The sequence below is a fragment of the Pseudonocardia oroxyli genome (genome assembly GCF_900102195.1).
In the GTDB taxonomy this organism is placed as follows: domain Bacteria; phylum Actinomycetota; class Actinomycetes; order Mycobacteriales; family Pseudonocardiaceae; genus Pseudonocardia; species Pseudonocardia oroxyli.
In genome coordinates, this window is sequence record NZ_FNBE01000003.1 from 13218 (window position 1) to 35494 (window position 22277).

At 72.2% G+C, this 22277-nt stretch carries 23 protein-coding genes; 8 read left to right on the forward strand and 15 right to left on the reverse strand.

Annotated elements, in window-relative coordinates; all coding sequences use genetic code 11:
- Positions 1–14: 14 nt before the first annotated feature.
- The gene (locus BLS43_RS05080; RefSeq protein ID WP_093077543.1) at positions 15–254 is read left to right on the forward strand and encodes a hypothetical protein; all 240 of its coding nucleotides are present in this window, start codon (positions 15–17) and stop codon (positions 252–254) included.
- Positions 255–355: 101 nt separating this feature from the next.
- Here the strand turns inward: BLS43_RS05080 and pafA are convergent, their stop codons facing one another.
- Positions 356–1717: a Pup--protein ligase gene (gene pafA / locus BLS43_RS05085; protein ID WP_093077546.1), complete on the reverse strand. Its 1362-nt coding sequence runs from the start codon at positions 1715–1717 to the stop codon at positions 356–358.
- A gap of 42 nt (positions 1718–1759) precedes the next feature.
- On the opposite strand from pafA, the gene BLS43_RS05090 reads away from it, so the two are divergent.
- The gene (locus tag BLS43_RS05090; RefSeq protein WP_245707309.1) at positions 1760–3349 is read left to right on the forward strand and encodes a bifunctional phosphatase PAP2/diacylglycerol kinase family protein; all 1590 of its coding nucleotides are present in this window, start codon (positions 1760–1762) and stop codon (positions 3347–3349) included.
- A 35-nt stretch (positions 3350–3384) separates the two neighbouring features.
- Here BLS43_RS05090 and BLS43_RS05095 read toward each other — a convergent pair whose 3' ends face one another.
- Positions 3385–4422, reverse strand: a complete 1038-nt coding sequence (locus tag BLS43_RS05095) for an LLM class flavin-dependent oxidoreductase (protein WP_374204828.1) — start codon at positions 4420–4422, stop codon at positions 3385–3387.
- A 51-nt stretch (positions 4423–4473) separates the two neighbouring features.
- Positions 4474–5280, reverse strand: coding sequence for a siderophore-interacting protein (locus tag BLS43_RS05100; RefSeq protein ID WP_176921182.1), 807 nt, complete (start codon positions 5278–5280; stop codon positions 4474–4476).
- Between the two features lie 62 nt (positions 5281–5342).
- Here BLS43_RS05100 and BLS43_RS05105 point away from each other — a divergent pair, with 62 nt between their 5' ends.
- A complete protein-coding gene (locus tag BLS43_RS05105; protein WP_245707310.1) occupies positions 5343–6281 on the forward strand; it encodes a LacI family DNA-binding transcriptional regulator in 939 nt (312 codons plus the stop codon).
- A gap of 23 nt (positions 6282–6304) precedes the next feature.
- Here the strand turns inward: BLS43_RS05105 and BLS43_RS05110 are convergent, their stop codons facing one another.
- Entirely contained in the window at positions 6305–7312 is a 1008-nt protein-coding gene (locus tag BLS43_RS05110) for an ABC transporter substrate-binding protein (protein WP_176921183.1), read from the reverse strand.
- A gap of 81 nt (positions 7313–7393) precedes the next feature.
- On the opposite strand from BLS43_RS05110, the gene fdhD reads away from it, so the two are divergent.
- Positions 7394–8215 carry a formate dehydrogenase accessory sulfurtransferase FdhD gene (fdhD, locus tag BLS43_RS05115; RefSeq protein ID WP_093077558.1) on the forward strand — a complete coding sequence of 274 codons (822 nt, stop codon included), beginning with the start codon at positions 7394–7396 and terminating at the stop codon, positions 8213–8215.
- Here the strand turns inward: fdhD and BLS43_RS05120 are convergent.
- Complete coding sequence (locus tag BLS43_RS05120) at positions 8185–8784, reverse strand: alpha/beta hydrolase (protein WP_093077560.1); 600 nt, start codon at positions 8782–8784, stop codon at positions 8185–8187. The two genes, fdhD and BLS43_RS05120, sit on opposite strands and share 31 nt — an antisense overlap.
- Positions 8785–8801: 17 nt before the next feature.
- On the opposite strand from BLS43_RS05120, the gene BLS43_RS05125 reads away from it, so the two are divergent.
- Positions 8802–9173, forward strand: a complete 372-nt coding sequence (locus BLS43_RS05125) for a VOC family protein (RefSeq protein WP_093077563.1) — start codon at positions 8802–8804, stop codon at positions 9171–9173.
- 32 nt (positions 9174–9205) lie between these two features.
- Here the strand turns inward: BLS43_RS05125 and BLS43_RS05130 are convergent, their stop codons facing one another.
- From BLS43_RS05130 to fdhA, 6 genes are all read right to left on the reverse strand, one after another.
- The gene (locus BLS43_RS05130) at positions 9206–10558 is read right to left on the reverse strand and encodes a DUF2252 domain-containing protein (protein WP_218129715.1); all 1353 of its coding nucleotides are present in this window, start codon (positions 10556–10558) and stop codon (positions 9206–9208) included.
- Between the two features lie 7 nt (positions 10559–10565).
- On the reverse strand, positions 10566–11357 hold the full coding sequence (gene prcA / locus BLS43_RS05135) for a proteasome subunit alpha (RefSeq protein WP_093077569.1): 792 nt from the start codon (positions 11355–11357) through the stop codon (positions 10566–10568).
- A gap of 23 nt (positions 11358–11380) precedes the next feature.
- The gene (prcB, locus tag BLS43_RS05140; RefSeq protein WP_093077572.1) at positions 11381–12277 is read right to left on the reverse strand and encodes a proteasome subunit beta; all 897 of its coding nucleotides are present in this window, start codon (positions 12275–12277) and stop codon (positions 11381–11383) included.
- Between the two features lie 86 nt (positions 12278–12363).
- The gene (locus BLS43_RS05145; protein ID WP_093077575.1) at positions 12364–12561 is read right to left on the reverse strand and encodes a ubiquitin-like protein Pup; all 198 of its coding nucleotides are present in this window, start codon (positions 12559–12561) and stop codon (positions 12364–12366) included.
- A 140-nt stretch (positions 12562–12701) separates the two neighbouring features.
- Complete coding sequence (dop, locus tag BLS43_RS05150; protein ID WP_093078461.1) at positions 12702–14204, reverse strand: depupylase/deamidase Dop; 1503 nt, start codon at positions 14202–14204, stop codon at positions 12702–12704.
- Positions 14205–14319: 115 nt separating this feature from the next.
- Positions 14320–15534, reverse strand: coding sequence for a formaldehyde dehydrogenase, glutathione-independent (gene fdhA, locus BLS43_RS05155; protein WP_093077577.1), 1215 nt, complete (start codon positions 15532–15534; stop codon positions 14320–14322).
- 51 nt (positions 15535–15585) lie between these two features.
- Between fdhA and BLS43_RS05160 the strand changes: the two genes are divergently transcribed.
- Complete coding sequence (locus tag BLS43_RS05160) at positions 15586–16104, forward strand: NUDIX domain-containing protein (protein ID WP_093077580.1); 519 nt, start codon at positions 15586–15588, stop codon at positions 16102–16104.
- A gap of 51 nt (positions 16105–16155) precedes the next feature.
- Here the strand turns inward: BLS43_RS05160 and lpdA are convergent, their stop codons facing one another.
- On the reverse strand, positions 16156–17568 hold the full coding sequence (gene lpdA, locus BLS43_RS05165) for a dihydrolipoyl dehydrogenase (protein WP_093077583.1): 1413 nt from the start codon (positions 17566–17568) through the stop codon (positions 16156–16158).
- 59 nt (positions 17569–17627) lie between these two features.
- Positions 17628–18131 carry a MarR family winged helix-turn-helix transcriptional regulator gene (locus tag BLS43_RS05170; RefSeq protein WP_093077585.1) on the reverse strand — a complete coding sequence of 168 codons (504 nt, stop codon included), beginning with the start codon at positions 18129–18131 and terminating at the stop codon, positions 17628–17630.
- Between the two features lie 86 nt (positions 18132–18217).
- Between BLS43_RS05170 and BLS43_RS05175 the strand changes: the two genes are divergently transcribed.
- Positions 18218–18775, forward strand: coding sequence for a YceI family protein (locus BLS43_RS05175; protein ID WP_093077588.1), 558 nt, complete (start codon positions 18218–18220; stop codon positions 18773–18775).
- Between the two features lie 171 nt (positions 18776–18946).
- Positions 18947–19684 (forward strand): helix-turn-helix domain-containing protein, encoded by a 738-nt coding sequence (locus tag BLS43_RS05180; RefSeq protein WP_093077591.1) that lies wholly within the window; start codon positions 18947–18949, stop codon positions 19682–19684.
- A gap of 143 nt (positions 19685–19827) precedes the next feature.
- On the opposite strand, the gene BLS43_RS05185 is transcribed toward BLS43_RS05180, so the two are convergent.
- Positions 19828–20232 carry a VOC family protein gene (locus BLS43_RS05185; protein ID WP_093077593.1) on the reverse strand — a complete coding sequence of 135 codons (405 nt, stop codon included), beginning with the start codon at positions 20230–20232 and terminating at the stop codon, positions 19828–19830.
- A 174-nt stretch (positions 20233–20406) separates the two neighbouring features.
- Entirely contained in the window at positions 20407–22191 is a 1785-nt protein-coding gene (arc, locus tag BLS43_RS05190) for a proteasome ATPase (protein WP_093078463.1), read from the reverse strand.
- Positions 22192–22277 lie beyond the last annotated feature (86 nt).

Consider the following 22277-nt stretch of genomic DNA (forward strand, 5'->3'; position numbering starts at 1 on the left):
CGGAGCCTTGCCCTGTGACCGGGAGCACAGAGACTTACAACCCGTGGACCGTCGTCAACCTGGTGTTCCATCATCTCGCCGACGAGGGCCTGCACCCGGTGCTCGGCGAGACGGGTGATCCCAAACAGGCCGCCGCCGCGCTGCTCCAGGCCCTGGGCATCGCCCCGGCCGCGGACTACGCGGGCCCGGCGGACGACGGCGTCCAGCAGACCCTCGCCGACCTGCGCCGGAAGATGATGCCCGGCATCGAGTAGCGCCCGCCCCCCTCGAAGCCCGCCCCCCGACGGCGAACGGCGCGTTCGCTCACCAGACGTGAGCGAACGCGCCGTTCGCCGGAACCACGGGACCGAGGCCCTCAGAGGGACTGGATCAGCCGGTCCACCCGCTCGTCGACGCTGCGGAACGGGTCCTTGCACAGCACGGTGCGCTGGGCCTGGTCGTTCAGCTTCAGGTGCACCCAGTCGACGGTGAAGTCCCGGCCCGCGGCCTGGGCGGCGGCGATGAAGTCGCCGCGCAGCTTGGCCCGGGTGGTCTGCGGCGGGGTGTCCTTGGCCACCTCGATCTCGCCGTCGTCCGTGACGCGCTCGACGAGCCCCTTGCGCTGCAGCATGTCGAACAGGCCGCGGCCGCGGCGGATGTCGTGGTAGGCCAGGTCGAGCTGCGCGACGCGGGCGCTGGAGAGGTCCAGGTCGTTGCGGGCGCGGTAGCGCTCGACGAGCCGGTGCTTGATCGCCCAGTCCACCTCGCGGTCGATCAGCGAGAGGTTCTGGGACTCGACCGCGTCGAGCGTGCGGCCCCACAGCTCGACCACGCGCTCGAGGGACTTGTCCGCGCTCCCCCGCGCCTGCAGGTGCTCGACGGCGCGGGCGTGGTACTCGCGCTGGATGTCCAGGGCGCTGGCCTCGCGGCCCCCGGCGAGCCGCACGGTGCGGCGGCCGGTGAGGTCGTGGCTGATCTCGCGGATGGCCCGGATCGGGTTGTCCAGGGTGAAGTCCCGGAACTGGACGCCCGCCTCGATCATCTCCAGCACCAGGTGGGTGGCGCCGACCTTGAGCAGGGTCGTGGTCTCGGACATGTTCGAGTCGCCGACGATGACGTGCAGGCGGCGGTAGCGCTCCGCGTCCGCGTGCGGCTCGTCCCGGGTGTTGATGATGGGCCGGGAGCGGGTGGTCGCCGACGAGACGCCCTCCCAGATGTGCTCGGCACGCTGGGACAGGCAGTACACGGCGCCGCGCGGGGTCTGCAGCACCTTCCCCGCGCCGCAGATCAGCTGGCGGGTGACCAGGAACGGCAGCAGGACGTCCGCGATCCGGGCGAACTCGCCCTGGCGCGCGACCAGGTAGTTCTCGTGGCAGCCGTAGGAGTTGCCCGCCGAGTCGGTGTTGTTCTTGAACAGGTAGATGTCCCCGCCGATGCCCTCGTCGACGAGCCTGCGCTCGGCGTCGACCAGCAGGTCCTCGAGGATGCGTTCCCCGGCCTTGTCGTGGGCGACCAGGCCCGCGAGGGTGTCGCACTCCGCGGTGGCGTACTCGGGGTGCGAGCCCACGTCGAGGTAGAGGCGCGCGCCGTTGCGGAGGAAGACGTTCGACGAACGACCCCACGACACGACCCGGCGGAACAGGTAGCGGGCGACCTCGTCCGGCGAGAGCCGACGCTGGCCGTGGAAGGTGCACGTGACCCCGAACTCGGTCTCGACCCCGAAGATCCGACGCTGCATGTCCCCCAGCGTAAGCGCAGGAGGCCCCATAAGGTCCCCCCTGTGACCGACTGGTTCCGGCGCGTCGCCGGGAAATCCCCCTGGAGACGACTCGGCGTGGACCGTGGCCTCACCGCCGTGTCCGCGACCGACGAGGCGATCACCGGCTGGATCGCCGCGCAGCCGCGCAACCGGCTCGACGCGGCGATCTGCAGGCTGACCCGGGCCGCGGACCACTCCGCGCTGTGGGTGGTGGTCGCCGGGATCCTCGCGGTGCGGCGGGGGGCCGGGCGCAAGGCGGCGGCGCGCGGGCTGCTCGCGATCGCGCTGTCCAGCGCCACGGCCAACGGGATGCTCAAGCCGCTGCTGCCCCGCAGGCGTCCGGCCGCGGCGGAGCTGCCCGCGTACCGGACCATCACCGACCCGCCGACGTCGTCGTCGTTCCCGAGCGGGCACGCGGCCTCCGCGGCGGCGTTCGCGACCGCCGTGGCGCTGGAGAACCCGCGGGTGGCGCCCGCGGTCGTGCCGCTGGCCGCGGCCGTCGCCTACTCGCGGGTGCACGTGGGAGTCCACTGGGCCTCGGACGTGCTGGCCGGCGCGGCCATCGGGTCCGGGGTCGCGCTCGCCACGCAGCGTTGGTGGCCGGTCCGGACCAGCGACGAGGCCCGGGCCCGCCCGGTCGACACCGTCCCGGAGCTGCCGCAGGGCGACGGTCTGGTGATCATCGCCAACCCGTTCTCGGGCCCGCCGGACTACGACGTGTCCGACGAGATCGCCGAGGCGCTGCCCGCCGCGCGGCTGCTGCGGGTCACCGCGGACTCCCGGGTGGACGACCAGCTCCGGGAGACGATCGCCGAGCTGGGCGGCTGGGTGAAGGCCGTGGGCGTCGCGGGCGGGGACGGCACCGTCGCCGGTGCGGCGAGCGTGGCCGACGAGCTGCACCTGCCGCTGGTCGTGGTCCCGGCGGGGACGCTGAACCACTTCGCCCGGGACGTCGGCGTCTACGACCTGCAGGAGGCCGTCGACGCCTCACAGGCGGGCGAGGCGGTCGCGGTGGACCTCGGCCTCGTCGAGGCGCACCCCGGCTCCGGCGACGACCCCGAGAACCCGGAGGTCATCCGCACCCGGTACTTCCTCAACACCGCGAGCGTCGGCTCCTACCCGGAGCTGGTCCGGCTGCGCGAGAAGTGGCAGCCGCGGTGGGGCAAGTGGCCCGCCTTCGCCGCCGCGCTGGTCACCGTGCTGCGGCGCTCCGAGCGGGTGCGGGTCCGGTTCCACGACGAGTGGAAGGACGTCTGGTTCATCTTCGTCGGCAACGGGCCCTACCACCCGCGCGGCATGGTCCCCGCCTGGCGCCCGACCCTGGACTCCGGGCTGCTCGACGTCCGGTGGCTGCGCGCCGACGTGCGGTTCTCCCGGCTCCGGGTGGTCGCCGCCCTGATCCTGGGCGCGCTCGGACACAGCCGCGTGTACCACCAGGCCGAGGTCACCGAGCTCGACGTGGAGCTGGCCGTGCCGAGCATGCTGGCGACCGACGGCGAGGTGGTCGAGGAGGCGGGCCGCTACACCTTCCGTGTCGCGAAGGACCCGGTCCCGGTCTACCGCCGAGACGAGGAGCGCTGGACGGGCCGAGACCGCCCGTTCCAGGGCTGACCCTCGGAACGACGGTTGTGGCTCCATGATGCGGGTCAGGCGGCCTGCTCCTCGGCGAGGATCGTGCGGACGCGCGGGGCGACCTCGCTGCCGTAGAGCTCGATGGTCTTCATCAGGTCGCGGTGCGGCAGGGTGCCGACGGCGTACTTGAGGTCGAAGCGGTCCAGCTCCAGCGTCGAGACCGTGCGCGCGATCTTGCGGGCCACCGTCTCCGGCGAGCCGAGGTGCCAGGCCCCGCCGCGGACGTCCGCCACGAACCGGTCCTTGGTCAGCGGCGGCCAGCCGCGCTCCCGCCCGATCCGGTCCATCATGACCCGGGCGTGCGGCCACACGGTCTCGATCGCCTCGTCGTCGGTCTCGGCGACGAAGCCGGGCGCGTGCACGGCGATCGGCAGCTGCTCGCGGCCGAGCTCGGTGAGCGCGCGGCGGTACAGGTCGGCGTACGGCGCGAAGCGGGCCGGGTCGCCGCCGATCACGGCGAGCACCAGCGGCAGGCCGTAGTTCGCCGCGCGGACCACGGACTGCGGGCTCCCGCCCACGCCCACCCACGTCTGGATGCGCCCGGACTCGGTCTTCGGGTAGACCTGCTGGTCCTTCAGGGCCGCGCGCAGGGTGCCCTCCCAGGTGACCGGGCCCTCCTCGAGCAGGTGGGTCATCAGGTCGAGCTTCTCGCTGAACAGCGTCTCGTAGTCGCCGAGGTCGTAGCCGAAGAGCGGGAAGGACTCGGTGAAGGAGCCGCGGCCCAGCGTGATCTCCGCCCGGCCGTTCGAGATCGCGTCCAGGGTCGCGAAGCGCTCGAACACGCGCACCGGGTCGTCCGAGCTCAGCACCGTGACCGCGGTGCCGAGCGTGATCCGCGACGTCCGGGCCGCGATCGCCGCGAGCACGACGTCCGGCGCGGAGACCGCGTAGTCGTCCCGGTGGTGCTCGCCGATGCCGAACGCGTCGATCCCCAGCGAGTCGGCGAGCACGCCCTGTTCCACCACGTCCCGGATGACCTGGGCGTACGGCGTCCGCCCGCCCTCGCCGTCCCCCGTCACGTCACCGAAGGTGTCCAACCCCAGCTGCACCATGTCGCTCATGCTACCGCCAACGATTGAGCACTCAACATTATGCCCTGAAGTCTAGAGCCCGGCGTCGGCGAGTCCCTTCTCGTAGAGCGCGCGGACCTCCTCGTCGTCCCGACCCTCGGCCAGCGCCCGCTGGTAGAGCGCGGCGGTGTCGAGGCCGGACCGCTCGAGGCGCGCGTTCCACTCCTCGATCTCGGCGCGCCAGTACCCGACGACGCCGTAGCCGCCGCGCGGCAGACCGAGCGAGCGCAGGTGGGTGCGGGCGGCGCGGGTCGCGGCGGCCTCACCCGCCACGTACACGTACCCGGCGCCCTCCGGCAGCGTGATCCCCTCGACGATCTCGCCCAGCCTGCTGCCGTGCGCGAGGTCCGGCGTGTGGTGCCAGACGACCTCGGCGCCCGGCAGGTCCTGCGCGTCCGCGGGGTCCGGGACCTCGACGTGCACCACGGTGCGCAGCCCCGGGCTCTCCTCGACGATCCGCCCGATCGCGGGCAACGCGGTGACGTCGCCCGCCAGCACCTGCCACGCGACCCCCTCCGGCCTGCGGAACCAGCTGTTGCCGTGGGTGCGGCGCAACCGGTCCCCCACCCGGGCGACGGCCGCCCACTCCCCACCCGTGCCGCCGGGGTGCAGGACGATGTCGACGGTCAGGCCCGCCGCGTCGATCCGGCGGACCGTGTACCAGCGCCCGCTGCCCTCGACCGGCTCGTTCGTCGCGGGATCCGGGAACTCCAGCACGCAGGCCTCGTCCGGGACTCCCGCGGAGGGCACGGCACCCCGCAGGTCCACGCGGACCAGGCTCGGCGAGAGCCGCCGGACGGCGACGACCTCGAGGTCGACGTTCTCGGTCTGCACCGGCACGACAGTCTCCTTGGCTATGAGGGCAGGCTTACCATACTGGGTGGACGGCCTAGGATTCACGCGTGATCCGACCCACGGTGGTGGACGTCGCACGCCGGGCCGGGGTGGGCCGCTCCACCGTGTCGAACGTCCTGCGCGGCACCGGCCGGGTGTCCGAGGCGACCCGCGCGCGGGTGCTCGCCGCGGCGCACGAGCTGGAGTACGTGCCGAACGCCGCGGCGCGCAGGCTGCGGGGCGCGGCGACCGGCACGATCGGGGTGCACCTGCCGGAGAACCCGTCGGTGTCCGCGTACTACATGGAGTTCCTGTTCGGGGTGCTCGACCACGCGGTCCGCCACGACCGTGACGTCACCGTCCTCACCGGGACCCGACGGCCGCGCGTCGACGGTCTGATCCTCAGCGACGCCCACCCCGCCGACCCGCTGCTCGACCCCCGGATCAACGGCGACATCCCCGTCGTGACCTGCGAGGACGTGGCCGGGCACCGCCCCGACGGCGTGGTCTGGGCCGACCACGGCGCCGCGCTCACGACCCTGCTCGACGAGCTCGGCGCCGCCCGCCCCGCCCTGCTCGTCCCGGCCGAGACGACCGACTGGGCGGCCCGCCTCGGCTCGGCGTACCGCGCGTGGTGTGCCGCGCACGGCGCACCCGAGCTCCTCGCCCGCATCGACTGGATCCCCACCGTGCCCGGACTGGAGGCGGCCGTGCGCTCCCTCGACGGGTTCGACGCCCTGGTCTGCGGCCCGGTCGACAGCGCGGCCATGCTGCTGCCCGCCCTGCGGCCCCGCCTCGCCGAGGGTCTGCTGCTGGCGTGCGCCACCGACTCCACGGCCTGCACACTGACCGACCCGCCGATCACCGCGATCGACCAGAACCCGCGGCTGGCCGGCCGGCGCTGTGCCGAGCTGCTCGACGGCCTGCTGGCGGGCACCGCCGAGCCGGGCACGCGGGTGGAGGTCCCCCTGCGCCTCGTGCACCGGGCCTCCACCGCGCGGCGGTAGCGACTCGTGCGGCGCACGGCGGCTCACGCCGCGGTGGCCGGGTCGCCGTCGACCGCCCTCGACAGCCGCGGCACGATCTCGTCGAGCACCATCGGGATGCTCAGCACCGAGGCGAACATGAGGGCGCCGTTCTCGCGGTCCAGCCCGAGGAACACGTCCCGGCCCTCCGCGTGGACCGGCAGGCGGGTGTAGAGCGGATCGGCGAGCAGCGCCGCCGGCCCCTCGTCGGTGGCGGCCTCCGACCAGACCGCGAGGTCGACGTCGAGCAGGTCGAAGCGCTCCGGGCTCAGGATGTAGTAGGCGTCGGCGTTGTCGGCGAGCCGGGCGACCTCGTCCGGCACGGTCAGGCCGAGCTGCCCGAGCAGCTGCGCGCCCGTGGCGCCGGGCCCGAACAGGTAGTGCTGCCCGCCGGTGGCCGAGGCGAGGACCATCGAGGCGCCCGCGAACTCGGGGTGCGCGGTCCGGGTCTGCACGATCCGTGCCTCCAGGTCGGCGACGAGGCGTTCGGCCTCGGCGTCCTTGCCCAGGATGCGACCCGCGGTGCGGGTGATCTCCTGCCAGGTGATCGTGTAGTCGCCCGCCTCGGTCGGCTGGGCGACGGTGGGCGCGATGCCGGAGAGCCGGTCGTACTGCTCCCGGGTCAGGCCCGCGGTCAGTCCCACGATGACGTCCGGTCGCAGGGCCGCGACCTGCTCGTACGCGATGTCCGCGCGCGGCAGCACGGTCGGCTGCGCCCCGTTCAGGTACGACGTGGCCCACGGCCACACCGCGTTCGGCTTGCCGCCGAACCACTCCCGGATCCCGACGGGTGCCGTCCCGAGCGCGAGGAAGGCGTCCTGTTCCTTGAACCCGACCAGCACGACCCGGGCGGGCGGGGCGGGCAGCGTCGTGACGCCGAACGCGTGGGGCACGGAGATCGGGGACGCGGCCGGCGACGGCGCCGAAGCCGGAGTGGGCGCGGCGCAGCCGGCCGCGACGAGGGTCAGACCGGCCGCGAGGAACGCACGCCTGCCGAAGGGGGAGATCGCCACCAGGGAGCCTCTCGTGAATAAGGGAAGCCTCACCATAGTGGTGGAACGTTCCAGCAGGAAGGGGCGCGTAGGGTCGGCGGCATGGGAAGGCTCACCGCCCGACGCCCGGTGCTGCGCATCGGGGCCGACGGCACGACCCGCCGCAGGCCCGACTCCCTCGCCGTCGAGGAGCCCCTCGAGCTGCGGGTCGACGGGCGCGCGCTGTCGGTGACGATGCGCACCCCCGGACACGACGTCGAGCTCGCCCACGGCTTCCTGCTCACCGAGGGGGTGATCGGGAGCGCCGCCGACCTCGCGACCGCCCGCTACTGCGACTCGGTGGACGCGGACGGCCGCAACACCTACAACGTGCTCGACGTCGCCCTCGCCCCGGGCGTCGAGCCGCCGGACACCTCGGTGGAGCGGAACTTCTACACGACCTCGTCCTGCGGGGTGTGCGGCAAGGCCTCACTCGACGCGGTGCGACTCAAGACCCGCTTCACCCCCACCGGGGGTCCGGTCGCCTGGTCGGTGCTGGCCACCCTCCCGGATCGGCTGCGCGAGGCGCAGAAGGTCTTCGCCTCGACCGGGGGTCTCCACGCCGCCGGGCTCTTCGCCCCCGACGGCACCCCGGTGGTCGTCCGGGAGGACGTCGGCAGGCACAACGCGGTCGACAAGGTCCTGGGCCACGCGCTGCTGGCGGGCGGGGTGCCTGCGGCGGACACGGTGCTGCAGGTGTCCGGGCGGGCGTCGTTCGAGCTGGTGCAGAAGGCGGCCATGGCCGGGGTGCCGGTGCTGGCCGCCGTCTCGGCGCCCAGCTCGCTCGCCGTGGAGCTCGCCGACGAGGTGGGGATCACGCTCGTCGGCTTCCTGCGAGACGGCGCGGGGAACGTCTACTCGCACCCCGAGCGGATCGCCGTCTGAGCCAGCTCGACCAGCTGCGCGCGTTCGGCGAGGAACAGGTGGTCGGCCGTCGGGAGCTCGACGACGCTCGTCGCGGTCCAGTCCGCGGTCGCGGCGCGGATGTGGTCGGGCGGGGCGACCGGGTCCCGGCCGCCCGCAACCAGCAGCGCCGGCCGCGGATCCGCGGACCGCGGGGACACCGCGAACCGCAGGGGCGGTGCCACGGCGAACCACCCGGCGATCCGCGCCGGCCCCGTCGAGAGCGCCACGTCCGCCCCGAACGACCAGCCGGCCAGCACGATCGGCCCGTCGACCTCCGTCGCCAGCCGGGAGACGGCGGTCGCGGCGTCGAGCCGTTCGGCGTCCCCGCCGTCGTGGGTCCCGCCGGAGGCGCCCACGCCGCGGAAGTCGAAGCGCAGCACCGCGACGCCGTGCGCGGGCAGGCCCTCGAACAGCGCCTCGACGACCGGGGTGTGCATCGAGCCGCCGTAGTGCGGGTGGGGGTGGCAGACGACCATCCCGGCCCGCGCCCCCGCGGGGACGGCGAGCTCCCCGTCGAGCACGGTCCCGTCCGTCGCGGTGAAGCGCATCGGGTGACACTAGAGGAATGCGTGTCCTGGGACTCGATCACATCGTGCTGGTCAGCGCCGATCCCGAGCGGCTGATCACCTGGTACCGGGAGGTGCTCGGCCTCGAACCGCTGCGCCTGGAGGAGTGGCGGCGCAGCGAGGTCCCGTTCGCGTCACTGCGGGTCTCGGCGGACACGATCATCGACGTGCAGCGGGGCGAGCGGTCCGGCGTGAACGTCGACCACGTCGCGCTGGTGGTCGACACGGACCTGGACGCGCTCGCGGCCGAGCACGGCGTCCCGGGCCCGCGGGACCTCTTCGGCGCCCGCGGCATCGGACGCGGCATCGTGCTGCGCGATCCCGACGGCACCGGCGTCGAGCTCCGCACCTACGGCGCCCGTGCGCGGTAAGTGGTGCCAGAGCACCACTTACCACGCACGACCTACACGCCCACCTCGATCGGCAGCCTGCCCGCCGCGACCGCCTTGCCGACGGCGTCGAAGTCCTGCTCGGCCACGTCCGCGTACGCCGCCGCCCACCTCGCGGTCGCCACGGAGAACCGCTCCGACGCCCCGAGGTATGCCGCCACCTCGGCCGCCCGGTGGGACTGGCCGTGGGCCCGGGCGAGCAGGGCCGCGCACAGCGCCCCGTACGCGGAGAACCCGGACGGGCTCAGGGAGGCCGGGTCGATCGAGCCCTTCATGTCGCGGAACTGGCGCCAGTAGTAGTCGACCCGGGGTCGGCCCGGCGTGTCGCCCGCCCAGCCGGTGATCCACCCGAGGAACGGGTCCGACGTGGCCTGCAGGATCCGCTGCGCCGCGACCACCCGGTGGCCCTCGGTGTGCGCCCGCTCGCCCTCGTACCCGGGCACGACGCACGCCTGCCCGCCGTGGCTGGTGAGCACCGACGGCGGCGCCTCCTTGGCCTGCAGGAACAGCACCTCGCCCGTCGGTCCCTCGAACGCGATCAGGTAGCACCGGGTGCCGACGCTGCCCACCCCGACCACCCGCAGCGCGAAGTCCACGGGCCGGAACTGCGCGAGCAGGTGCGCGGTGTCCTCGCGCAGGGTGCTGCGGTACTGGTCGAACAGCCCGGCGAGGGACCGCAGGTCCGCGTGGTCGACGTGGCGCAGCACCGGCGGCTGGTCGACGATCCGCAGGCCACCCTCGCCGACCCGGCAGGCCAGCTTGCGCAGCACCTGCTCCGACGTCCGGGTGCGGGCCTTCTCGGTGACCTTGCGCAGCGTCCGCCGCCCCACCTCGCCGAACCGCTCGGCCACCGTGGAGGTGTCCACCCGGAAGAAGTACCGCTCCACCGCCGAGAGCTGCACGAACTCCCGCAGCGTGGTGCGGTACGACTCGACCGCCGCCACGACGGCCTCCGTGCAGCGCTCCTCGGACAGCCCCAGGTCCCGGCCGCCGACGTGCACGCTCGCCGCCAGCCTGCGGACGTCCCACTCCCACGGGCCGATCCCGGCCTCGTCGAAGTCGTTGAGGTCGAAGACCAGCTCGCGTTCGGGAGAGGCGTAGAACCCGAAGTTCGAGATGTGCGCGTCCCCGCAGAGCACCACGTCGACACCGGTCGAGGGCGCGGCCCGCAGGTCCGCCGCCATCACGGCGGCCGAACCCCGGTAGAAGGCGAACGGCGACTGCAGCATCCGGCCGATCCGCACCGGCACGAGATCGGCGAGCCGCCTGCTGTGCTGGCTCTCCAGCACGGCCAGCGGGTCCCGGTCGGCGGGGAGGTGCAGGTCCGCCTGCCGCCGCCGCGGCAGGCGGGCCCGCGCCTCGCTCACGCGTGCGTCACTCAGCGGGGACCCCGCCCGCCGGGGCGTCGTCCCCGCCGCGGACGTCGAGGTCCTCGGACTGCTCGCCGCGGTTCGCGGCGGGCAGCAGGCCCCGCAGGACCGCGCCCTGGATGCGCCGGAACGAGCGCCCCGGGCGGCCGCGGTCCAGCACCGCCACCTCCAGCGCGCTCTCCCCCAGCACCCGGGCCTCGCCGCTGTTCCCGTTCCCGGGGGCGGCGCCGGGGACCTGCAGGCCCTCCAGCGCGGCGGCCAGCGCGCCGTTCAGGTCCAGCCCGGGGTCGTAGGTGTCCTTGAGCTTGGTGGAGATCGGCTCGGTCTGCCCGCCCATCACCACGTAGTGCGGCTCGTCGAGGATCGAGCCGTCGTAGGTGATCCGGTAGAGCTGGTCGTGCTCCTGGGTGGCGCCCACCTCGGCCACACAGATCTCGACCTCGTAGGGCTTCTGCTGCTCGATGAACGCCGCGCCGATGAACTGGGCGTAGGTGTTCGCGAGCCACCGCCCGGTCACGTCCCGGCGGTCGTAGGAGAAGCCGCGGGAGTCCGCGAGCCGGATGCCCGCGGTGCGCAGGCCCTCCAGCTCGTTGTACCGGCCGACGGCGGCGAACCCGATCCGGTCGTAGATCTCCGAGACCTTGTTCAGGGCGCTGGAGTGGTTCTCCGCGACGAACAGCACGCCGCCGGAGAACGACGAGATGACCACGCTGCGGCCGCGGGAGATGCCCTTGCGGGCGATCTCCGAGCGGTCCCGCAGCAGCTGGTCGACGGAGGAGTAGAACGGCATCGTCATGACAAGTGCTCCTTACGAGTGACTCAGCCGCCCGGGTTCTCGGCCCGGTCCGTGATGATCTGCTGCACGACGCCCGCGATCTCCTCCTCCGAGCGGCGCACCGCGCCCTCGGCACCGGTGATCGACACGACCACCGGCCAGATCTTGCGCACGACGTCCGGCCCGCCGGTCGCCGTGTCGTCGTCCGCCGCGTCGTAGAGCGCCTCGACGGCGGTGCGCACGGTGGTGGCGAGGTCCGCCGAGGTCTTGTGCAGCTTCTTCAGCGACGACTTGGCGAACACCGAGCCGGAGCCGACGGCGTGGTAGCCGAGCCACTCGTCGTACCGACCGCCCGTGGGGTCGTAGGTGACGATGCGGCCGGCCTTGGCCGGGTCCGGCTCGTCGGTGTCGTAGCCGGCGAACAGCGGCACCACGACGAAGCCCTGCATGGCCGCGCCCAGGTTGTTCCGCACGAAGCCGGCGAGGCGGTTGGCCTTGCCGTCGAGGGACATCTGGACGCCCTCGATCTTCTCGTAGTGCTCCAGCTCGACGGTGTAGAGCCGGACCATCTCGATCGCGATGCCCGCGGAGCCCGCGATACCCACCGCGGAGTGCGAGTCGGTGATGAAGATCTTCTCGATGTCCCGCTGCGCGATGACGTTCCCGCTGGTCGCGCGGCGGTCACCGGCGATCACGACGCCGTCGGCGAACTGCAGCGCGACGATCGTGGTCCCGTGCGGCACGCCCAGCGCCTCGGGGCTCGCGCCGCCGGAGACCCGGGGTGCGTCGAACTGGGGCGGGGTGGGGAGCAGGTCCGGCCGGGACGCGGCCAGGTAGTTGCGGAACGACGTCTCGCCGAGCGCGGCGAAAGCGGCGTGGTGCCCCAGCTCGGGGGTCGTACGACCGACCGCGGGCCCGGGGATGCCCTCGCGGAACTCCATGGTGAAGTGCGTGCCTCTCCTCATCGGTGCAGCTGGGTGGATAGGGGAACGGGCCGGTCCCGCAGGACCGGCCCGCCGCGGGACGGCTACTCGCCGCCCTTCTGCACGTAGGCGCGGACGAAGTCCTCCGCGTTCTCCTCGAGCACGTCGTCGATCTCGTCGAGGATCGTGTCCACGTCCTCGCCGAGCTTCTCGCGGCGCTCCTGGCCCGCCGCGGACGCGTCCGCGCCCTCGTCGTCGTCTCCGCCGCCGCCGCCCTGGCGCTTGGTCTGCTCCTGGGACATGACCCTCCCTCGTCACCGAGTCCGCGACGCCCCCGGGCACCGTCGTGCCAGGTGGACGCCGTGGTCCGATGGATTCAGCCTACTTGGCGGGGGGCTCCCCCGCCCATGGTTCGCCGGTTGCGAACAGATGACTCGCCCGGCTAGCCCTTCGTGAGGGCGGTGACCAGCTCCTCCGCGGTGGTGCTGCGGTCGATGAGCTCCCCGACGTGGCGGCGCGTGCCCCGCAGGGGCTCCAGCGTGGGGATCCGGACGAGCGACTCGCGGCCCAGGTCGAAGATGACCGAGTCCCAGCTCGCCGCGGCCACCGCGGCCGGGTACCGCTCCAGGCACCGGCCGCGGAAGTAGGCGCGGGTGTCCTCCGGCGGGTTCTGGATGGCGTTCTCGATCTCGTCCTCGGTGACCAGCCGCTTCATCGACCCGCGGGTGACGAGCCGGTTGTACAGGCCCTTCGCCATCCGCACGTCGGTGTACTGCAGGTCGACCAGGTGCAGCCGCCCGGCGCCCCACTCCAGGTCGTCCCGGCGGCGGTAGCCCTCCAGCAGCTGGAGCTTGGCCGTCCAGTCCAGCCGGTCCGCCGTCTTCATCGGGTCGTCGCCCAGGTCCTCCAGGACCTCGCCCCACAGCTGCAGGATCTCCGCGGTGTCCGCGTCGACGTCCGCACCCTGGGTGTTCTCGACGTGCTTGGCGGCCTTCTCGTGGTAGAGCCACTGCAGCTCGACGCCGGTCAGCTTGCGGCCGTCGGTCAGCTCGACCTTCTGCCGCAGCGACGGGTCGTGGCTGATCTGGTGCACCGCGCGGACGGGCTCGGCGAGGCGCAGCTCGTCGAACCGCACGCCGTTCTCGATCATGTCGAGGACCAGGGCGGTGGTGCCGACCTTGAGCAGCGTGGAGTACTCGCTCATGTTCGCGTCGCCGATGATGACGTGCAGCCGGCGATACTTGTCCGCGTCCGCGTGCGGCTCGTCCCGGGTGTTGATGATCCCGCGCTTGAGGGTGGTCTCCAGGCCGACCTCGACCTCGATGTAGTCGGCGCGCTGGGAGAGCTGGTAGCCGTCCCCGTCGCCCTGGGCGCCGATGCCGACCCGCCCCGCCCCCGTCACGACCTGGCGGGAGGTGAAGAACGGGGTGAGGCCGCCGACGATCGCCGGGAATGTGGTCTGGCGGGCCATCAGGTAGTTCTCGTGCGACCCGTAGCTCGCGCCCTTGCCGTCGACGTTGTTCTTGTAGAGCTGGATGCGCGGGGCGCCGGGGACGGTGGCGGCGCGCTCGGCGGCCTCCTCCATCACCCGCTCCCCCGCCTTGTCCCACGCGACGACGGCGCGCGGCGTGAGCACCTCGGGCGTGGAGAACTCGGGGTGGGCGTGGTCGACGTAGAGCCGGGCACCGTTGGTGAGGATGACGTTGGCCGCGCCGAGGTCGTCCAGCTCCGACTCGTTCCCGTGGCTCGACACCGACGGCGCGGACAGGTCGAAACCGCGCGCGTCCCGCAGTGGGGACTCCACCTCGTAGTCCCAGCGCGCCCGCCTGCTGCGCGGGATGTCCTGCGCGGCGGCGTAGGCGAGCACGATCTGGGTGGAGGTGATGACCGGGTTGGCGGTCGGGTCGCCCGGCACGGAGATGCCGTACTCGACCTCGGTGCCCATGATGCGGCGTGCGGTCACGCGGTTCCCCCTGTGCAGTGCGGCATCCGCCGAGCCTAACCCGCCCGCGGGCTTCCCGGGCGGGTCACCACGTCCTCGCCGTCACGAGGCGGGGGCGCTAGGCGGCGGGGACCATGCCGTGCGGGTCGAGGACGTACTTCCGTGCCGCGCCCCGGTCGAACTCCTGGTAGCCGCGCGGGGCGTCCTCCAGGCCGATCACCGTGGCGTTCACGGCGTCCGCGATGTGCGCCTTGTCGTGCAGGATCGACATCATCAGGCCGCGGTTGTACTTGAGCACCGGGCACTGTCCCGTGGTGAGGCTGTGGCTCTTCGCCCAGCCCAGACCCAGCCGGACCTTGAGCGTGCCCTCCTTGGCGTCCGGGTCCGACGCGCCGGGGTCGCCCGTGACGTAGAGGCCCGGGATGCCGAGCCGACCGGCGGCCCGGGTGATCGTCATGATGTCGTTGAGCACCTGGGCGGGTCGCTCCTCGGCGCCGCCGTGGCCGCTCGCCTCGAACCCCACGGCGTCGACCGCGCAGTCGACCTCGTTGGTGTCCAGGATCTGCGCGACCTGGTCCTCGAGCGTGGCGTCCTGCCCGACGTCCACGGTCTCGCAGCCGAACGAGCGCGCCTGCGCGAGCCGCTCCGCGTTCAGGTCCCCGACGATCACGACCGCAGCCCCGAGCAGCTGCGCGGAGTAGGCGGCGGCGAGCCCGACGGGTCCGGCGCCGGCCACGTACACCGTGGACCCGGTCGTCACGCCCGCGGTGTAGGCGCCGTGGTAGCCCGTCGGGAAGATGTCCGACAGCATCGTGAGATCGCGGATCTTGGCCAGCGCCGCGTCCCGGTCCGGGAACCTCAGCAGGTTGAAGTCGGCGAAGGGCACCATCACGAAGTCCGCCTGGCCGCCCTCCCAGCCGCCCATGTCGACGTAGCCGTAGGCCGATCCCGCGCGGCCCGGGTTCACGTTCAGGCAGACCCCCGTGTCACCGGCGCGGCAGTTCCGACAGCGCCCGCACGCGATGTTGAACGGGACCGTCACGATGTCGCCGATCTGGAGGAACTGCACGTCGGACCCCTTCTCGACCACCTCGCCGGTGATCTCGTGCCCGAGGGTCTGCCCGGGCGGGGCGGTGGTGCGGCCGCGGACCATGTGCTGGTCGGAGCCGCAGATGTTCGTCGAGACGCACTTGAGGATCACGGCGTGGGGCGCCTCGCGGCTCATCCCCATCGCCGACGCCACGTCGGCGGGTACCTCCAGCTTCGGCATGTCGTGGTCCTCGACCGCGACGACCCCTGGCTCCTTGTAGACGACGATCCTGTTTCCACCCATGCCTCCATCCCTACGCGCTCGTGGCGGGGGACACATCGGCAGGATGACCGGATGGACGAGATCATCGCGGTCTACTCCCCTTTCGGGGAGGTGGTCGGCTCCGCCACTCGGACGGAGGTGTACGCCCGTTCGCTGTGGCACGGCTCCGCCGGAGTGATCCTCTGCGACGGCGACCTCGTCTACGCGCACCGGCGTGCGGACACCAAGCAGGTCATGCCCGGGCTGTGGGACTGCGTCGCGGGCGGGGTGGTCGACGCGGGCGAGGACCCCTACGACACCGCCGTCCGCGAGCTCGGCGAGGAGCTGGGCGTGCACGGGGTCGCCCTGGAGTTCCTGCACTCCGCGGCGTGGGAGTCCGGCCCGGGCCCGGGCCTGGGTGGACCCGAGGGCCTGCGCTGTCACCTGTTCGCCTGGACCGCTCAGTGGCACGGTCCGGTCGTCCACCAGTCGTCGGAGGTGGCGGAGGGCCGGTGGGTGTCCCGCGCGGAGCTGCGGACGCTGCTCGCCGGACCGTTCGCCCCGGACAGCCGCCTGCTCGCCGAGGCCCTGCCCACCCCCCGTGAGCGGTGATCGTCGCTCTGGCGACGATCACCGCTCACGAGGTCTGAGCTGCGGAGAGACTCAGAAGTTGATCATGTGGCCGCCGAGGCCGTGGAAGCACTCCTGCAGGGCCTCCGACAGCGTCGGGTGGGCGTGGACGTTGCGCCCCAGCTCGGCGGCGGTGAGGTCCCACTTCTGCGCGAGGGTGAGCTCGGGCAGCAGCTCGGTCACCTCCGGGCCGATCAGGTGCCCGCCCAGCAGCTCGCCGTAGGTCTCGTCCGCGATCAGCTTCACGAACCCGTAGGGCTCGGCCAGGCCGTGGGCCTTGCCGTTCGCGGTGAACGGGAAGGAGACGGTCTTGACCTTCCAGCCCTTCTCCGCCGCGAGCTCCTGGGCCTGCGCCTCGGTGTAGCCGAAGCTGGCGACCTGCGGCTGGCAGAAGGTGGCGCGCGGCATCATCGCGTACTCCTGCGCACCGAAGCCCATCGTCTCCGCGCCCGCGATGGTCTCGGCCGCGACGACGCCCTGGGCCTCGCCGACGTGGGCCAGCATCAGCTTCGCGGTGACGTCCCCGATCGCGAAGATGTGCGGCACCGACGTGCGCATGGTCTCGTCGATCTTGATGGCCTTGCGCTCGGTCAGCTCGACGCCGGTCTTCTCCAGGCCGTAGCCCTCGACCCGCGGCACGAAGCCGATCGCCTGCACCACCTTGTCCGCGTGCAGGTCCCGGGTGCCCTTGGCGTCGGACACGGTGACGGTGACCTGGTCGCCGGAGTCGTCGATCTTCTCGACCCTGGTCTTGGTGAGGACCTCGACACCCAGCTTCTTGTACTGCTTGGCCAGCTCCTTGGACACGTCCGCGTCCTCGAGCGGCAGCAGCCGGTCCAGGAACTCGACGATCGTGACCTTCACGCCGTAGTTGCTGAGCACGTAGGCGAACTCGACCCCGATCGCGCCCGCACCCGCGATGATCACGCTGCCGGGCAGCTCACGCGTGGTGATCTGCTCCTCGTAGGTGACGACGCGCTCGGAGAGGCTCGTGCCGGGGAGCAGCCGGGTGGTGGCGCCGGTGGCGATGATGGCGTTCTCGAACTCGATCGTCTCGGTGCCGCCCTTCGACAGCTCCACCTCGATGGTGTGCGGGTCGGTGAACGTGCCCTTGCCGTCGAACTCGGTGATCTTGTTCTTCTTCATCAGGAAGTGGACGCCCTTGACCCGGCCGTCCGCGACGGACCGGCTGCGGTCGAACGCCACCCCGTAGTCGAAGGAGACCTCCCCGGTGATGCCGAAGGTCTTCTGCTCCTTCTGGACGATGTGCGCGATCTCCGCGTTGCGCAGCAGCGCCTTCGACGGGATGCAGCCGACGTTCAGGCAGACCCCGCCCCAGTACTTCTGCTCGATGATCGCCACGCTCTTGCCGAGCTGTGCAGCGCGGATCGCTGCCACGTAACCACCGGGACCGGCACCGAGTACGACGACGTCGAAACGAGACATGCCACCAGCCTAGGACTGTGTTCCGCTGCACGTCGGGGCCGGTGGCCCGAGGCACACTCTCAGCCCGCCTCCGGGCAGTCGCGGTCGTTCTCCGCAGGCCAGACCGGCGCGTCGACGAGGTGGTCGACGAGCGCCACCGAGATCTCGTTCAGCGCCGTGACCTGCGCCGGGGTCAGCGCGTCGAACAGGACGGACCGGACGGTCTCGACATGTCCGGGCGCGGCCGCCTCCAGGGCCGCCTGGCCCGCGTCGGTCAGCCGGGCCCAGGCGCCGCGCCGGTCGGTCTCGCACGCCGTGCGCTCGACCCACCCCGCCTGCTCCAGCCGGGCCACCGCGTGGCTCAGCCTGCTGCGGCTCGACAGCGACGTGTCGGCCAGCCGGCTCATCCGGAGCGTACGATCGGGCGCCTCCGAGAGTCGGACCAGGATCTCGTAGTACGCGTGCGGCATCCGCGCTTCGTTCTGCAGCTGCCGCTCGACCCGCTCGAACAGCAACCGGTTCGCCGTCAGGAAGGCGCGCCACGTCTCCTGCTCGTGATCGTCCAGCCACCGTGTGTGGTCCACATCACCCTCACTATAGTTGAGCACTCAAGATCAGAGGTCTAGGGTCACTTTCAACAGCTGAGAGTTCAAGTACTACAGGAGTCAGCATGACCGCCGCCACCCAGATCCCCGGATACGTCGTCGGCACGTGGGACATCGACCCGGTCCACTCGGACGTCTCCTTCTCCGTGCGCCACATGATGGTCAGCAAGGTCAAGGGTCGCATTTCGCAGTTCAGCGGCACCATCGTGACCGGTGAGACCTTCGAGTCCTCCACCGTCACCGCGGCACTGGACGCCACCTCCATCGACACCAACAACGAGCAGCGGGACGGGCACATCAAGTCCGCGGACTTCTTCGAGACCGAGAAGTACCCGGAGTGGACGTTCGTCTCGACCGCCATCACCACCGACGGCTCGGACTACAAGCTCGACGGTGACCTGACGATCAAGGGCGTCACCAAGCCCGTCTCCCTCTACCTGGAGATCGGCGGCTTCGGCCCGGACGCCTACGGCGGCACCCGCGCCGGCTTCACCGCCACCACCACCATCAACCGCAACGACTTCGGCGTCGACATCTCGATGCCGATGGACGGCGGCGGCGTGGTCGTGGGCGAGAAGGTGCAGCTCACCCTCGAGATCGAGGCCGTGCTCCGCACCGCCTGATCCGCACACCTCCGGGGCCCGTCCACCACACGGTGGGCGGGCCCTCGTGGTTCCGCGAGTCCCCCACCCCAGCCCCGCGAGTCCCCCACTCCGAACACGCGAGTCCCCCGGACCGGCCACGCGAGTTCTCCGCGTCCCGCCCTCGGACGGACCCCGCTACGGTGGGGACCGATGGACGGTCGGTACCGGGAGGTCGCGCCGCCCGCCGCGCTGCGCGGGCTGATCGAGTGCGCGTGGCTCTCGACCGGCGGGCCGGGCGCGCGCGTGCTGCCGGACGGCTGCATGGACCTGCTGTGGTCCGCCGGAACGCTGTCGGTGGCGGGCCCGGACACGACCGCGTTCCTGACGACCGGTGCGCCGGAGTGGACCGCGGGCGTCCGCTTCCGGCCCGGCGTCCTCCCCCGGCTGCTCGGCGTACCCGCGTCCGCGCTCCGCGACCGCCGCGAGCCGCTCGACGCGGTGGCGCCCGCCGTCGCGACCCACCTCGGTGCCGCACTCGACACCGCGCCCGACACCGCACCCGGTACCGGCGGCTCCGCACCCGACGCCCTGCTCGGCGCCGTCCTCCGACTGGACCGGCCCCACCGCGCCTCCCGCGACACCACCCCGTGGGCACTGCCCGCGCTTGCGCACGTCACGGCCCGCCTGGCCGCGGGCGCCCGCGTCGACACCCTCGCCGACGAGCTCGGGTGGTCGGCGCGGTCCCTGACCCGCCAGTGCACGGCGGTCTACGGGTACGGCCCGGCGATGCTGCGCCGCGTCCTGCGCTTCCGCGCCGCGAGCAGCCTGGTGCACGCGGGTGTCGCCCCGGCGGAGGTCGCGGCACGAACCGGGTATGCGGACCAACCGCACCTCACCCGCGAGTTCCGCGCCCTCGCCGGCGTCACCCCCGCCGCGCTCCACACCTGACCAGCGCGCCCTCAGCCCCTGGTGACCATGCCGCACGGTGATCACCAGGGGCTGAGGGCTGCCTCAGGCTCCCCACTCGACCCTCACCCTCTGTTGATCACCGTGCGGCTTGATCACCAGGCACTGAGGGTCGGCCGTCGTGATCACGGCTGCGGCAGGGCCGCGAACAGGTCGACGTGGGTGCCGTCGGGGTCCGTGACGGTGGCGTAGCGCTGGCCCCAGAAGGCGTCGAAGGGGTCGTGGACGCTCGGGGCACCCGCTCCGACCAGCGCGGCGTGCGCGTCGTCCACCTCGGTCGGGGTGTCGAAGCCGAAGGCGAGGGCGACCCGGCCCGCACCGGCGGGCGGGGTGTAGCCCTCGGTGAAGCTCGCGATCGTGGACTCCGTGTCGAACGCCAGCCGGTTGCCGCCGGGCAGCGGGACCTCGACGTGGGGGGCGTCGTCGGAGTCGGGGGGCACGTCGAGCCCCAGCGCCCGGTAGAAGGCCAGCGCCGCACCCAGGTCGGCGGTCACGATCTCGATCACGGTGGCGGTGCTGCGGAAACCCATGGCGGGGACGCTAGCGCCGGCGCCGGGGGCCGGGCTTGAACGGATCGGCCGGCCCCGACGTCGTGCGCGGCGATGGTCGCTCCAGCGACCATCGCCGCGCACGACTGCGGAGGGGACCCCGGACACACCGCAGCCCCGCCCGGAAACCGGAGCGGGGCTGAGGTGAGCGGAGACCTACAGGTACTGACCGGTGTTCGACGCGGTGTCGATCGCACGGCCGGTGGCGTCGTTCTTGCCGGTGACGAGCGTGCGGATGTAGACGATCCGCTCGCCCTTCTTGCCGGAGATCCGCGCCCAGTCGTCCGGGTTGGTGGTGTTGGGCAGGTCCTCGTTCTCGGCGAACTCGTCCACGATCGCGTCGAGCAGGTGCTGGACCCGCAGGCCCTTCTGCCCCGTCTCGAGCACGGACTTGATCGCGGACTTCTTCCCGCGGTCGACGATGTTCTGGATCATCGCGCCGGAGTTGAAGTCCTTGAAGTACAGGGTCTCCTTGTCACCGTTGGCGTAGGTGACCTCGAGGAACCTGTTCTCCTCCGTCTCGTCGTACATCCGCTCGACGATCCGCTGGATGAGCGCGTCCACGCACGCCTTGCGGTTGCCGCCGAACTCGGCGAGGTCGTCCTCGCTGATGGGCAGCGTGTCGGTGATGTACTTCGAGAAGATGTCCTGCGCCGCCTCGGCGTCCGGACGCTCGATCTTGATCTTCACGTCGAGCCGGCCGGGCCGCAGGATGGCCGGGTCGATCATGTCCTCGCGGTTCGAGGCGCCGATGACGATGACGTTCTCCAGGCCCTCGACGCCGTCGATCTCGGCGAGGAGCTGGGGCACGATCGTCGTCTCGACGTCCGAGGACACACCCGAGCCACGGGTGCGGAAGATCGAGTCCATCTCGTCGAAGAACACGATCACCGGCGTACCGGCGCTCGCCTTCTCCCGAGCCCGCTGGAAGATCAGGCGGATGTGCCGCTCGGTCTCCCCGACGAACTTGTTGAGCAACTCCGGGCCCTTGATGTTGAGGAAGAACGCCCGACCCTCGTTGGGGTCGTCCCCGCGCTGGGCCGCGATCTTCTTGGCCAGCGAGTTGGCGACCGCCTTCGCGATCAGGGTCTTGCCGCAGCCGGGCGGGCCGTAGAGCAGCACGCCCTTGGGCGGACGCAGCTCGTACTCGGTGAACAGCTCGGCGTGCAGGAACGGGAGCTCCACGGCGTCCCGGATCTGCTCGATCTGCCGGAACAGACCGCCGATGTCCTCGTAGCCGACGTCCGGGACCTCCTCCAGCACGAGGTCCTCGACCTCGGCCTTCGGGACCCGCTCGTAGGCGTAGCCCGCCTTGGTGTCCACGAGCAGCGAGTCACCCGGCTTGAGCGCCACGAAGTCCGGCTGGGTGTCGTCCACCAGCGGGGCCGCGAGCCAGACGACCCGCTCCTCGTCGGCGTTGCCGACCACGAGCGCGCGCCCGGCCGTGGTCTCGGTCGGCTCGGAGAGGACCTCGCGCAGCCCGCAGACCTCGCCGATCTTCTCCCAGTCACCCGCCTCGACGACGGTGAGCGCCTCGTTCAGCCGCACGGACTGTCCGCTGCGCAGGGTGTCGATCTCCACCGCCGGGGAGACCGCCACACGCATCCGGCGGCCGGAGGTGAACACGTCGACCGTGCTGTCCTCGAATGCGGTGAGGAACACGCCGTAGCCGCTGGGCGGCTGGGCGAGGCGGTCGACCTCCTCGCGGAGCGCGACGAGCTGGGAGCGCGCTTCCTTGAGGGTCTCGGTGAGCTTCTCGTTGCGCGCACTGAGCTGGGACAGCCGGCTGGCGGACTCGGCCAGCCGCTGCTCGAGCAGACGCGCGTGTCGGGGGGACTCGGTCAGCTTGCGCCGCAGCATCGCGACTTCTTCTTCGAGGTAGCGGATCTGTGCCGCCGCCTCCGCCGGGGACAGGGCCCCGCCTTCGCCTGGCTGGTGCATGCCGGGACCGTCGTCGTAGGGGTTCACGGCATCCTCCCTCCGTGTTCCGTTTCCATACGGTACCCGTAAGCGTGGCCCACGTCGGT